Raw genomic sequence first — 13,014 nt, 5'->3', positions numbered from 1 at the left:
CTTGGAAAAGCTAGCGAGGATCTCTGCAAAGCCGCAACTCATTTATCAACAGCCCGCGCGGCCAGCGTGATGCGGTGCCGTCCCACCGGCACCGCCACGGTCGGTTCGGCCGGTTGGCCGTCGAGGTGAACGCTGACCCCGGCGGGCAGGCCGCTCAGCGTGATCCGCGCGGCGGTATCGGTGGCCATCATGATGGTCGACGCCGGCAACGTGGCCAGGCCAGCGCGCCGCACATCCACCGTGATTGCGGCGACGCCAGTGAGCCGCAGCGTGAGATACGGCAGCGGACTCACGGGCGGGCCTACCCGCCAGTCCAATTCGCTGTACACGCCCGGGGTCGGGTCGAAGTTCAGCACGAACCCGCGATGGTGCCGAACGGTGTGTGTCGGGTCAGGGCGCGCATACGAACGCGCGTCGACTTCGGCGATGGCCCCGCGCCGCGCCGTCACCGCAGGGTCCGCGGCCAGGCCGGACAACCACCAGACCCGATGCGGCCCGATGCCCAGGTCGTCGCGCACCAATTGCGGGTGCCAGGCGAACGTGATGTGCCCCGGATCGGCCTGGCGCAGGCCGGTTTCCATGTGGGCGATCGGGTCTTCGAACTTGTCCTGCAACACCCAGGCGAGGTGATCCTCGAGCGGATACACCGTGAAGCGATGTCGGTAGCCCAGCCGATCGAGTTCGAGGGCCTGCTCGGCGGCCGACGGGAACGGCACCAGCTCGTCGACCAACCCGTGCGCGATCACATAGGGCAGCCAGCGTGCGTTGACCAGCAGCTTCCACGTGTCGCCCTCGCGGGCACAGGGCGAGTCCGGGTCGAGGTCGGCCGGGATGTCGACGTCGGGAAGTAGCCGCACCCCGCACGTCGGCGGGCCGGCAAGGACGACCGCCTGCGAAAACACCTGCGGGTAGGTCAATCCCAGCTTGTAAGCCGCGTAGCCGCCCATCGAGTAGCCGGAGATCACCGTGCGATTGGGATCGGTGCCCAGTTGTTCGGCGACGCGCGCCCACACTTCCCAGACATCCAGTTCTCCGGTGTCGAAGTACCACGTCGACGGGCCACGGGCCAGCGGCGTGATCACCACCGAGTCGCGCCCCTCGCACACCTCGTGCAGCAGGCGGGGGTCGATCGCGGCGAATTGGCTCTGCCCCAGCGCCAGCGAATGCAGCAGCAGGGTCAACGGCAGCGTCCGGCCCGGCTTGAAACTCGATGGCAGGCATACCGAATACGGCTGCACCCGACCGAGGAACTGCGGCTTGGTGCTCAAGATGTCGTCGGCGGCCCACCCTTGTTCCAAGCCCTGACCCAGCTCGATCGAGGACACGTACCACCGGGTCGACGGCCCGGTGATCACCGGCTCGGGCTCGGTCTCGCCGGCTGCCAACCGATCCCACTCCACGGTCAGGGCGAACTTCGACACGTCGCCATGGGTCAGCGCGTCGGCCTGGGCGGCATCCGACCAGAAATTCAGGTGCGGCGCCTCCTGCTCGGTCGTGCGAAACGCGACGTTATAGACGTTTGGTTGCCCGGGCAGCGCGCCATGCTCGGCCGGCACGTCGGCGAACCCGTCGCCCGCCGCGTTGGCCAGCCCCGCTGCCAGCCGCACCGTCCAGCTGCCGGCGGGCTCCAGCACGGCCCGCGGCACCTGCGCGATAAACGATCGGGACCCCATGTCGACGCTGTGTTGCACCGGCGTCGTGGACCGGGTGGTCAGGTCGATCAGCGCGGCTCCGCTACCGGAAACCAGCAGGGCCATGTCGATCCCGGGCGAGCGCACCCCGGCCCCCGCGGGCCACTGCTCCGGCGCGCTGCGGGCGGGACCGGTGTCGAAAGTGAACAGGGCGATGGGGACCGACGCGTCCAACAATGTGTTCCAGTCGATCCGCCACCACGTGTGGGTCGCGGTGAGCCCGACCGCCACCCGGAAGATGTCGGCGCCGTTGCGGGCCGCCGGGCCGTCGGGATAGATGTAGGTGCCGCGCGGCGGCGCCTGCACTTTCAGGTCACCGATCGGCAGGCCGGTCGCCCCGTGGTCGTCGTACAGAAAGTCGGTCCAGAACAGGGCACCGCCGGCCAACCGGCCCGCGCCGCACGTGCGCGGAAACTCTTCCCCGAACGGCCATCCCGACGGCACCGGTAGTTGCGGCTCTGGGCGCAGCGCCGCCGGCGGCACCCCCTCGGGCATGCCGTCGACCACGACGAGCTCAGCTGCTGGTGCCGGTGCCGTCGCGGCGGGATGGACCAGCGTGTCGGCGATGTGGCGTGCGATGCGGATCGGGAGGAGAGTCAAATCCAGAAGTGACATCAAGCCCCAACGTACGCGCCGGTGCGCCTCGGCTGCTACGGCACCGGCACCACGATGAGCTCGTGCGGCCGGTTGTTGACGGGCAGGGCGCCGTCTTCGGTCACGACGACGATGTCCTCGATGCGGGCGCCCCACCGGCCCGGAAAATAGATCCCGGGCTCGATCGAGAAGGCCATGCCCGCGGCCAGCGGCAGGTTGTTGCCCGCGACGATGTAGGGCTCCTCGTGCACCGATAACCCGATGCCGTGGCCGGTGCGGTGCACGAACACCTCCCCGAGTCCGGCGGCAGCAAGCACATCGCGCGCCGCCGCGTCGACCTGTTCGGCCGTCACGCCCGGGCGCACCGCATCCACGGCCGCCAGTTGTGCCCGATGCAGCACCGAATAATGTTGTGCTACTTCAGGATTTGGCTCACCGATGCTGTAGGTGCGGGTCGAGTCGGAATGATAACCCGGCTCGTAGGCGCCGCCGATATCGACGACGACGATGTCACCCACCTGCAGTTCGCGGTCCGAGTAGCCATGGTGGGGGTCCGCGCCGTGCGGACCGGAGCCGACGATGATGAACGCCACCTCCGAATGGCCCTCGGCGACAATCGCTTCCGCGATGTCGGCGGCCACGTCGGCCTCGGTGCGGCCGGGAACCAGAAACTCCGGCACCCTAGCGTGCACGCGGTCGATGGCCGCGCCGGCTTTGCGCAGCGCATCGATCTCGCATTCCTCCTTGACCATCCGCAGCGTCCGCATCACGCCGGTGGCCAGGATCGGCAATACCCCCAGGACACCGGCCAGCGGCAGCAGGTGCAGCGCCGGCATGGAGTCGGTGACGGCGGTCGCGGCGGGAGCACCCCCCAACGCGGCGCCCACCAATTGGTAGGGGTCGTCCCCGTCGACCCAATCCCGCACCGCCAGACCCAGTTCCGCGATCGCCGACCCCTTGAGCGACGCCAGCTCCAGCCGCGGCACCACTACCGTCGGGTCCCCGGACGCCGGCAGCACCAGCGCGGTGAACCGCTCGAGCGTCTGGGCGCGCGACCCCACCAGGTAGCGCAGGTCGTACCCGGGAGTGATCACCAGGCCGGCCAACCCCGCGTCGGCGGTCGCGGCGGCCGCCGCCGCCAGCCGGTGGGCATACACCCCGGTGTCGAACCGATGAGATTCCATGGCAGCCAGGCTAACCGGTCCGACGAACGCCGACTTGGTGCGCCGATTACGTTGGGTGGTCGACGAGAAGCCGACGCCCGGCAGCGTGAGACGATAACCCGCATGCCATCGGCCCCACGTACGACCGGCGAACCGCCGCTATTGCTGCTCGACGGGGCCAGCATGTGGTTCCGGTCGTATTTCGGGGTGCCGTCGTCGATCACCTCCCCCGACGGCCGGCCGGTCAACGCCGTCCGCGGATTCATCGACTCGATGGCCGTCGTGATCAGCCAGCAGCGTCCCAGCCGGCTGGTGGTCTGCCTGGACCTGGATTGGCGGCCGCAATTCCGGGTGGACCTCGTCCCGTCCTACAAGGCGCATCGAGTCGCGGAAGCCGAGCCCGAGGGCGAACCCGACGTCGAGGAGGTCCCCGACGATCTGACGCCGCAGATCGACATGATCATGGAGTTGCTGGACGCCTTCGGCATCCCGACGGCGGGCGCCGAAGGTTTCGAGGCCGACGATGTGCTCGGCACGCTGGCCGCCCGCGAACGCCGCGACCCCGTGGTGGTGGTCAGCGGCGACCGCGACCTGCTGCAGGTGGTGTCCGACGATCCGGTGCCCGTCCGAGTCCTCTACCTGGGCCGGGGGCTGACCAAGGCCACCCTGTTCGGTCCGGCGGAGGTCGCCGAACACTACGGCGTGCCCGAACACCGGGCCGGCGCCGCCTACGCCGAGTTCGCGCTGATGCGCGGCGATCCCTCCGATGGCCTGCCGGGCGTCCCGGGTGTCGGGGAGAAGACGGCCGCGACCCTGCTGGCCCAGCACGGCTCGCTCGAACAGATCCTGGCGGCCGCCCACGATCCGAAATCGAAGATGGCCAAGGGTCTGCGCTCGAAACTGCTGGGCGCGACGGACTACATCGACGCCGCGGAACAAGTGGTCCGGGTGGCCACCGACGCACCCGTCAGCCTGTCGACCCCGACCGACGCCCTGCCGCTGGCGGCCGACGACCCGCACCGCACCGCGGAGCTGGCGACCCGACTGGGCGTCGGGTCGTCGATAGGGCGGTTGCAGAAGGCGCTCGACGCGCTGCCGGACTGACCGACTACTGCGGGCGGCCCACTTCGTAGGTGCCCTTGTTGTCCTGGAAGGTCACCGTCACGTGCTTGGGGGCTCCGTCGATGCTGACGTCGCAGTCGAACGTGGCGCCCTTTTTGACGGTCGGGTTCTGGCCGTGGTTGCACTTGACGTTTTGGACGTTCTTGGCGCCGTAACCGTTGGTTTCGTCGGAAAGGACCTGCTGCACACCCGCCTGCGCCTTATTCACGTCCAGCTTGGTGGTGACGAAGAACCCGGGCTGCCAGAAGCCGAGCACCAGCACGACGGCGATGAGCAGGAAGGCGATCACCCCGCCCACGCCGGCGATCACGGCGACCGACCGCTTCTTGGGCGGCTGCTGCTCATATGGCGCGTACTGCTGCGGGTACTGGCCCGGCTGCCCGTACTGCCCGGGCTGGCCATACTGGCCGGGCTGGCCATACTGGCCCGGCTGCCCGTACTGCCCCGGCTGGCCGTACTGACCCGGCTGGCCGTACTGGCCGGGCTGCGCGTACTGGCCGGGCTGCGCGTAGCCGGGCTGCTGGGGGTATTGCTGCGGATACGCCTGTTCGGCCGGCTGCTGGTACTGCGGGTACTCGGCGGGCGGCGTGTAGGCCGGGGCCTGCCACGTCGCCTCCTGGCCCGGCTGCTGCTGCCACGGCGAACCGACCTGGGTCGGTTCGGACGACTGATCGCTACCTTGGCCGGGCGGTTGCCACTGCTGCTCCGGTCCCTGCGGTCCGCTCATCGTCTCTCCTCAGCCCCTTAGTGTCTTGGCACGCACTCTCGGCGTTGTGATTGATTGGATCTACGGTAGCTTCGGCACAGCCTACCCGGCGTCAACAGCGACGACGCCGCGCCGAACGTCATTGATGGCGCGCTTGGCCGTGGCCCGCAAATCGGGATCGGGGGCGGCGTTGCGGACCTGGTCCAACAGATCCAGCACCTGGCGGCACCAGCGGACGAAATCACCCGCCAGCAGCGGCGAGCCGGCGCCGGCCGGGTCGACGGCCGCCAGGGCCGCGGCCAGGTCACCGGTCTTGGCCCAGCGATAGATGACGTTGACGAAGCCGTCATCGGGTTCCCGGCTCGGCGCGATCCGATGGGTCTGTTCGTCGGAGCGCAACGCGTACGACAGCCGCGACGTTTGCTGCAACGCCTGTCGCACCCGCTGAGTGGGCGCCTCGGCGGCGAACGCCGCGCGCGGGCCTTCACCACCGCGGCTCTCGTACAGGACCGCCGAGACCACCGCCGCCAACTCGGGCGGTTTCAGATCGGCCCACGCGCCGGTCCGCAGGCACTCGGCGACCAGCAGATCGCTCTCGCTGTAGATGCGGGCCAGCAGCCGGCCGTCGTCAGTGACGTGGGGATCGGTCTCCGGGCCCTGGATGAAGCCGCGCTCGGTGAGCAGGCCGACGATCCGGTCGAAGGTCCGCGCCAGCGAATTGGTCGCGGCGGCAACCTTTTTCTCCAGCTGCGCGTTGTCCCGTTCGATGCGCAGATACCGCTCGGCCTGCCGGACTCGCGACTCCAGCCCGGCGCTGTTGTGCGACGGGTGCCGGCGCAGCTCCTCCCGCAACGAGGCCAGCTCCGGGTCGTGAAACGCCCCGTCGTGGTCGCCACGGCCGCCGCGGCGCCTGGCCGGAACGGCCAGCCCGGCCGCCGCCGACCGCAGCGCCGACGCCAGGTCACGCCGGACCCGCGGCTGGCGGTGCTCGACCCGCTTGGGCAACGGCATCGACCCGACCGGAGCCGACGCGCCCGAGTAGTCGGCCGTGGAAATCCTTCCCGCCCAGCGGTTTTCCGTGAGCACCAACGGGCGCGGGTCATCGCCGTCGCGAGCCGATTCCAGCACCACCGCCAGCCCGCCGCGCCTGCCATGGGTGATGTTGATGATGTCGCCGCGCCGCAGCGCGGCCAGGGCGTCGCTGGCCGCCTGACGGCGCTGCAGACGCGACGCGCGGGACTGCGCGCGCTCCATCTCCGAAATGCGGGCGCGCAGCCGCGCGTAGTCGAGGATCGGGGCCTGCGGGCCGCCCAGCTCGGCGGCGATCTCGGCGAGCATCGCGTTGCCGCGCTCGATTCCGCGGACCAGGCCGACGACGGAGCGGTCGGCCTGATACTGGGCGAACGACTGCTCCAGCAGCCGGTGCGCCTGCTCGGGCCCCATCTGCTGCACCAGGTTGATCGTCATGTTGTACGACGGGGCGAACGAGCTGCGCAGCGGGAAGGTGCGGGTGGAGGCGAGGCCCGCCACGGCGGACGGCTCGGTGTTCTCGTCCGTGGGATTCCACAGGACCACCGCGTGACCCTCGACGTCGATGCCGCGCCGCCCGGCGCGGCCCGTCAGCTGCGTGTACTCCCCGGGTGTCAGCGGCATGTGCTGCTCGCCGTTGAACTTGACCAGCCGCTCGAGCACCACCGTGCGGGCGGGCATGTTGATGCCGAGCGCCAGCGTCTCGGTCGCGAACACCGCCTTGACCAGACCGGCGGTGAACAGCTCCTCGACAGTGTGCCGGAACACCGGCAGCATCCCGGCGTGGTGGGCCGCCAGGCCGCGCAGCAGCCCCTCCCGCCACTCGTAGTAACCGAGCACCGCCAGGTCGGCGTCGGCGAGATCGCCGCAGCGGTGGTCGATCACCTCGGCGACCTGCGCCCGTTCCTCCTCGGTGGTCAACCGGAGCGGCGAGCGCAGACACTGCTGGACGGCGGCGTCGCAGCCGGCTCGAGAGAACACGAACGTGATCGCCGGCAGCAGCCCCTCGGAGTCCAGCGTCGCGATCACGTCCGCCCGCCCCGGTGGCCGGTAGAACCGCGGCCGGCCGGGCGCGCCGCGTCCACCGCGCCCGCGCCGCGGCTGCCAGTCCGACATCCGGTCGGCCTCCCGGCGATGCGCGATGTGGCGCACCAGGTCCGGGCTGACGCGCGCCTCGTGGCCGGCGACCGGCTGCCCGCCGGCTTCCGAGCTGCGGTAGTCGAAAAGGTCGAAGAGCCGCTTGCCCACCAACACGTGCTGCCACAACGGCACCGGCCGGTGCTCGTCGACCACCACGGTGGTATCGCCCCGCACCGTCTGGATCCAGCCGCCGAATTCCTCGGCGTTGCTCACCGTCGCCGACAGGCTGACCACCCGCACCTCGTCGGGCAGGTGCAGGATCACTTCCTCCCACACCGGGCCGCGCATCCGGTCGGCCAGGAAATGCACCTCATCCATCACGACGTAGGAAAGCCCTTGCAGCGCAGGCGAATCGGCGTAAAGCATGTTGCGCAGCACCTCGGTGGTCATCACCACCACGGGGGCGTCGGCGTTCACCGACATATCACCGGTCAGCAGGCCGATCCGGTCGCGGCCGTAGCGCGCGATCAGATCGGTGTGCTTCTGGTTGCTCAGCGCCTTGAGTGGCGTGGTGTAGAAGCACTTGCCGCCGGCGGCCAGCGCCAGGTGCACGGCGAACTCCCCCACCACCGTCTTGCCGGCGCCGGTCGGAGCGCACACCAGCACGCCGTGGCCTCGTTCCAGCGCCGCGCATGCGCGCTGCTGGAAACCGTCGAGCGCGAAGGGCAATTCGGCGGTGAACCGGGTCAGCTCGACGAGCTCCGTTGCGTCCTGCGGCACCGACGGTTTAGGTGACATCGTCATGCTGACCGGCGGTGAACGACGGCTCCCGCGCCGGCTCGTGTATCGGTGCGGGCGCCTCGATGACCGAGGCCTCGTCGTCCGGGATCGCTGTCTGCGCTTCGCGCTTTGCCTTCCGCCTGTCATGCAGGCGGGCGATCTGGATGGCGAACTCCAGCAGCACCGACAGCGCCACGCCCAACGCGGTCATCGAGAACGGATCGGACCCGGGCGTGAAAACCGCGGCGAACACGAACATCCCGAAGATCAGGCCGCGCCGCCAGGACTTGAGCCGCTCGTAGGTCAGCACGCCCGTCATGTTGAGCATGACGATGAGCAACGGGAACTCGAAGCTGACCCCGAACACCACCAGCAGGTTGATCAGAAACCCGAAGTACCGATCCCCGGACAGCGCGGTCACCTGCACGTCGCTGCCGACCGTCAGCAGGAAGCCCAGCGCTTTGGACAACACGAAGTAGGCCAGGATCGCGCCCGTGACGAACAGCACCGCCGCGGGAATCACGAATCCGACCGCGAAGCGACGCTCCTTTTGGTACAGCCCCGGCGTGATGAACGCCCAGAGTTCGTAGAACCACACCGGGCAGGCCAGCACCACCCCGGCGGTCAGCCCGACCTTGAGCCGCAACATGAACTGGTCGAACGGCGCCGTGGCCAGTAGGCGGCATTGACCGTCGGCGCTGATGCTGGCGCGCGCCGACTGGGGCAGGGAACAGTACGGGTGGCGCAGCCACTCGCCGAGGCTTTCCAGCCCGAAGAGCGAGTGCGAATACCAGAAGAACCCGAAGATCGTGGTGATCAAGATGGCGGCCAGCGACAGCAGCAACCGGGTGCGCAGCTCGGTCAGGTGATCGACGAGCGACATCGTCGCGTCGGGGTTGGTGCGGCTGCGCCTGTTACGCGGATTGAGACGCTTCAGCACGCCGGCAGTGCGCGCTGAAACCTTGAAAACTTTCACGACGCTCGTTCAGTAGCGCTCGGGCCCCGCGACGATGACGGCGGGCTACGCCGGGCGTGCTTCGGTGTGCCCCTGCTCGGCCGCCGGAGCGTCGACACGCTGCGACTGCACGGGAGTGGGGTTCGCCGCGGAGGGGGCGCTGTTGGTCGCGCTGTTGGTCTCCAAAGCCGACGACTCCGCTTTGTTCTCGGTCTGCATTTCGCGCAGCTCAGACTTGAAGATGCGCATCGACTTGCCCAGCGAACGTGCTGCATCGGGGAGCTTCTTGGCACCGAAGAGCAGGATCACCACCACGGCGAGGATCGCCCAGTGCCACGGACTAAGACTGCCCACTTTGATTACCTCCAGACGTCTACCCGATGCTACCGCAGCGCGGCGATACACCGGACCGCCCGCGCCGTGGCCTCAGGGGGCAAGCGCCCGGTAGGACTCGAGGGCCGCCGCCGCCGCATCCCGGACACGTACTGCCAGCGACTCCGGTTCAAGCACCCGCACGGCCGACCCGAAGCCCAGCACCAGGCGGGTCATCCAGTCCTCGGAGGCGTAGGTCATCACCGCCTCGCAGGACCCGTCCGGCAGCTCCCGCACTTCGCGCATCGGGTAGTACTCGAACATCCACGACGCCGAGGGCGCGATCCGCAGCTTGGCCGACGGCAGCGACGGGTCCCCGTCGAACAGGGATGTGTCCGGGGGCGCCTGCAGCGCCAGCTCGGGGGGCGCCGCCGGATCGTCCAACTCGGTGGCGTCGACGATCCGGTCGAAACGGAACAGCCGCACCCCTTCGGCCTCCCGCGACCAGGCCTCCAGGTAGCTGTGGCCGCCGATCAGCAGCACGCGGATGGGGTCGACGATCCGGCTGGTCAGGGTGTCGTGCGACGCGGAGTAATAGTCGATGGCCAGCGCGTGTTTGGACTGCACCGCGGTGCGCACCGCGGCCGCGGCGTGGCTCTCCGCGGGTGCCTGCTCGTCGACCGCTGCCGCCGACCCGGTGGCGTCCTGCCCGACGGCACCCGCCGCGGCCTCGATCTTGGCGATCGCGCTGCGCGCCGCCTCCGGATCCACAACGCCCGGAATGTCGGCGAGCGCGCGCAGGGCCACGAGCAGACCGGTGGCCTCGGGCGAGGTGAGTTTGAGGGGCCGGTCGATGCCCGCGGAGAAGGTGACCTCGATGGTGTCGCCGGCGAATTGGAAGTCGATCAGATCGCCCGGGTAGTAGCCGGGCAGGCCGCACATCCACAGCTGGTTGAGGTCCTCTTCCAGCTGCTTGGCGGACACCCCGAGGTCGGCGGCGGCCTTGGCGCGGGTGACCCGCGGGTTGGCCTGGAAGTACGGCACCATGTTGAGCAGCCGGACCAGGCGTGTGGATATGGCGGTCACGACAGCCCCCCGCCGTCCAGGTGGGAGCCAAGCCGCGCCAGGACGTCGTCGCGGAGCTGCTGCGGCTCGAGCACGACCGCGTCGGCCCCATAGCCGGCGATGTCGCTCGCCAGCCGGTCGCTGGACCCGATCTCCAGTTCGATCACCTCCCCGTCGCGGCCGGCCAGTTGCCGCGCGCCGGTGGACCTCCCGGCGCGCCGCAGCGCGGTGGCCCGCCCGTCGGCGACCCATACCCGCGCCTGCCCACCGGTCGGCGTCTCGGCGATCGTCCGGGCCACGATATGGCGCAAATCCACATCCGCGGGCACCACCACCGCCCCGGCCGGGCCGATCAGCCGGACCTCGGCGCCGATCCGCGACAGCCGGAAGGTCCGGGTGGCGTCGCGGTCGCGATCATGACCCACCAGGTACCAGCGGCCCTTCTGGGTGACAACGCCCCACGGCTCCACGGTGCGCACGCTGTACGGCTCGGCGCGCGAGGGCCGGTGCGGGAACTGCACCGCCTGCCGGGAATCGATGGCCGACAGCAGGATTCCGAGAACCTCTTCCGAACCGCGCAGCCCGGGCACCCCGGCGGGTGAGGCGATCGCCACCGGCGCATCGGGGTCGACGTCCACGCCCGCGGCGCGCAGCTTGAGCAGCGCACCCTGGGTGGCGGTGATCAATTCGGGCGACTCCCACAATTGGGTCGCGACGGCTACCGCGGCCGCCTCGTCGGGAGTCAGCTCGACCGCCGGCAGCGCGTAGGCGTCCCGATTGATCCGGTACCCCTCGGTGGGCTCCATGGCCGACGCCCTGCCCACCTCGAGCGGGATGCCCAGGTCGCGCAGCTCGTTCTTGTCCCGCTCGAACATGCGGGAGAAGGCCTCGGCGCTCGGGCTGTCCGCGTAACCGGCCACGCTGGACCTGATCTTCTCCGCGCTGATGTAGCCGCGGGTGGACAGCAGGGCGATGACGAGATTGACCAACCGCTCGACTTTCGAGGTCGCCATTCGCACCAGGTTATAACCGTCGCCCGTGGTGCGCCTGCACCGGCCGGCGAGTCGCAGTTTTCACAATTGGCACATCAGTCACTAGTTCGCCGGGACCACCGGCTCGACGGATTTGATAGCGCCCGCGATATCAAGTCGTGGCGCGCATCGGTGGGTACGAGCGACGGGTGTGGCAGCTGTGACCAGAAACTACATGCTGGCGATCAGCCGCTTGACCCGCTCGTCAACCGCCCGGAAGGGGTCCTTGCACAACACGGTCCGCTGGGCCTGGTCGTTGAGCTTGAGGTGCACCCAGTCGACGGTGAAGTCGCGGCCCGCAGCCTGAGCGGCGCTGATGAATTCGCCTCGCAGCCGCGCCCGGGTGGTCTGGGGCGGGTGGTCGACGGCCTCCGCGATCTCCTCGTCGGTGGTGACACGCGCCGCCAGGCCCTTGCGCTGCAGCAGGTCGAACACGCCGCGCCCGCGCTTGATGTCGTGATAGGCCAGGTCCAGCTGGGCGATCTTCGGGTCGGACAGCTCCATGCTGTAGCGGTCCTGGTAGCGCTGGAACAGCTTGCGCTTGATCACCCAGTCGATCTCGGTGTCCACCTTGGCGAAGTCCTGGCTCTCGACGGCGTCCAGCTGACGCCCCCAAAGGTCGACGACCTGTTCGATCTGGGCGTTGGGCTCGCGGGTCTGCAGGTGTTCGACGGCGCGGCTGTAGTACTCGCGCTGGATGTCCAGGGCGCTGGCCTGCCGGCCGCCGGCCAGCCGCACGGGCCGCCGCCCGGTGATGTCGTGGCTGACCTCGCGGATGGCGCGGATCGGGTTGTCCAGCGAGAAGTCACGGAAGGGGACGCCGGCCTCGATCATCTCCAGCACCAGCGCGGCGGTGCCCACCTTGAGCATGGTGGTGGTCTCGCACATGTTGGAGTCGCCGACGATCACGTGCAGCCGCCGGTACTTCTCGGCGTCGGCGTGCGGCTCGTCTCGGGTGTTGATGATCGGGCGGCTGCGGGTGGTGGCCGAGGAGACGCCCTCCCAGATGTGCTCGGCGCGTTGCGACAGGCAGAACGTCGCCGCCTTGGGGGTCTGCAGCACCTTGCCGGCCCCGCAGATCAGCTGGCGCGTGACCAGGAACGGCAGCAGCACATCGGAGATCCGGGAGAACTCGCCGGCCCGCACGATCAGGTAGTTCTCGTGGCAGCCATACGAGTTGCCCGCCGAGTCGGTGTTGTTCTTGAACAGGTAGATGTCGCCACCGATGCCCTCGTCGGCCAGCCGCTGCTCAGCGTCGATCAGCAGGTCTTCCAGCACCCATTCGCCGGCCCGGTCGTGGGTGACCAGCTGCACCAGGCTGTCGCACTCGGCCGTCGCGTACTCGGGGTGGCTGCCCACGTCGAGGTACAGGCGGGCGCCGTTGCGAAGAAAAACGTTCGAGCTGCGCCCCCACGACACGACGCGCCGGAACAGGTATCGGGCGACCTCGTCCGGCGACAGCCGGCGATGGCCGTGGAACGTGCAG

10 protein-coding genes are annotated in these 13,014 nt (G+C 69.4%); 1 reads left to right on the top strand and 9 read right to left on the bottom strand.

The annotated features are described in order from the left end of the window. Nucleotides 1-38: 38 nt before the first annotated feature. Both A5704_RS18840 and A5704_RS18835 read right to left on the bottom strand, forming a co-directional pair. Nucleotides 39-2,306: an alpha/beta hydrolase-fold protein gene (locus A5704_RS18840; RefSeq protein WP_067890437.1), complete on the bottom strand. Its 2,268-nt coding sequence runs from the start codon at nt 2,304-2,306 to the stop codon at nt 39-41. A gap of 35 nt (nt 2,307-2,341) precedes the next feature. Beyond that, nucleotides 2,342-3,469 (bottom strand): Xaa-Pro peptidase family protein, encoded by a 1,128-nt coding sequence (locus A5704_RS18835; protein WP_067782884.1) that lies wholly within the window; start codon nt 3,467-3,469, stop codon nt 2,342-2,344. Nucleotides 3,470-3,571: 102 nt separating this feature from the next. On the opposite strand from A5704_RS18835, the gene A5704_RS18830 reads away from it, so the two are divergent. Continuing rightward, nucleotides 3,572-4,552 (top strand): 5'-3' exonuclease, encoded by a 981-nt coding sequence (locus A5704_RS18830; RefSeq protein WP_067782887.1) that lies wholly within the window; start codon nt 3,572-3,574, stop codon nt 4,550-4,552. A gap of 4 nt (nt 4,553-4,556) precedes the next feature. Here A5704_RS18830 and A5704_RS18825 read toward each other — a convergent pair whose 3' ends face one another. From A5704_RS18825 to pafA, 7 genes are all read right to left on the bottom strand, one after another. Next, nucleotides 4,557-5,297: a DUF4333 domain-containing protein gene (locus A5704_RS18825; protein WP_067755000.1), complete on the bottom strand. Its 741-nt coding sequence runs from the start codon at nt 5,295-5,297 to the stop codon at nt 4,557-4,559. 81 nt (nt 5,298-5,378) lie between these two features. Then, nucleotides 5,379-8,183, bottom strand: coding sequence for an RNA helicase (locus tag A5704_RS18820; protein ID WP_067890435.1), 2,805 nt, complete (start codon nt 8,181-8,183; stop codon nt 5,379-5,381). Beyond that, a complete protein-coding gene (gene tatC / locus A5704_RS18815; protein WP_156737703.1) occupies nt 8,173-9,141 on the bottom strand; it encodes a twin-arginine translocase subunit TatC in 969 nt (322 codons plus the stop codon). Before tatC ends, A5704_RS18820 begins: the two co-directional genes overlap by 11 nt. Before the next feature lie 45 nt (nt 9,142-9,186). After that, a complete protein-coding gene (gene tatA / locus A5704_RS18810; RefSeq protein WP_067754997.1) occupies nt 9,187-9,474 on the bottom strand; it encodes a Sec-independent protein translocase subunit TatA in 288 nt (95 codons plus the stop codon). A gap of 72 nt (nt 9,475-9,546) precedes the next feature. After that, the gene (locus A5704_RS18805) at nt 9,547-10,518 is read right to left on the bottom strand and encodes a YafY family protein (RefSeq protein WP_067890432.1); all 972 of its coding nucleotides are present in this window, start codon (nt 10,516-10,518) and stop codon (nt 9,547-9,549) included. Further along, entirely contained in the window at nt 10,515-11,510 is a 996-nt protein-coding gene (locus A5704_RS18800; protein WP_067890429.1) for a YafY family protein, read from the bottom strand. The genes A5704_RS18805 and A5704_RS18800 overlap by 4 nt, the downstream gene beginning before the upstream one ends. A 189-nt stretch (nt 11,511-11,699) precedes the next feature. Further along, on the bottom strand, nt 11,700-13,014 hold a 1,315-nt coding region (gene pafA, locus A5704_RS18795), incomplete at its 5' end, for a Pup--protein ligase (protein ID WP_067754988.1).

Origin of the sequence: Mycobacterium sp. E735, assembly GCF_001666955.1 — a bacterium.
GTDB lineage: Bacteria > Actinomycetota > Actinomycetes > Mycobacteriales > Mycobacteriaceae > Mycobacterium.
Note: the sequence above shows the minus strand (reverse complement) of the source record. Positions and strands in the feature narration are given on the sequence as shown.

Bases quoted from the DNA above. Each gene is read 5' to 3' on its own strand.
- A5704_RS18840 (WP_067890437.1), bottom strand. From the start codon at position 2,306: ATGTCACTTCTGGATTTGACTCTCCTCCCGATCCGCATCGCACGCCAC.
- A5704_RS18835 (WP_067782884.1), bottom strand. From the start codon at position 3,469: ATGGAATCTCATCGGTTCGACACCGGGGTGTATGCCCACCGGCTGGCG.
- A5704_RS18830 (WP_067782887.1), top strand. From the start codon at position 3,572: ATGCCATCGGCCCCACGTACGACCGGCGAACCGCCGCTATTGCTGCTC.
- A5704_RS18825 (WP_067755000.1), bottom strand. From the start codon at position 5,297: ATGAGCGGACCGCAGGGACCGGAGCAGCAGTGGCAACCGCCCGGCCAA.
- A5704_RS18820 (WP_067890435.1), bottom strand. From the start codon at position 8,183: ATGTCACCTAAACCGTCGGTGCCGCAGGACGCAACGGAGCTCGTCGAG.
- A5704_RS18800 (WP_067890429.1), bottom strand. From the start codon at position 11,510: ATGGCGACCTCGAAAGTCGAGCGGTTGGTCAATCTCGTCATCGCCCTG.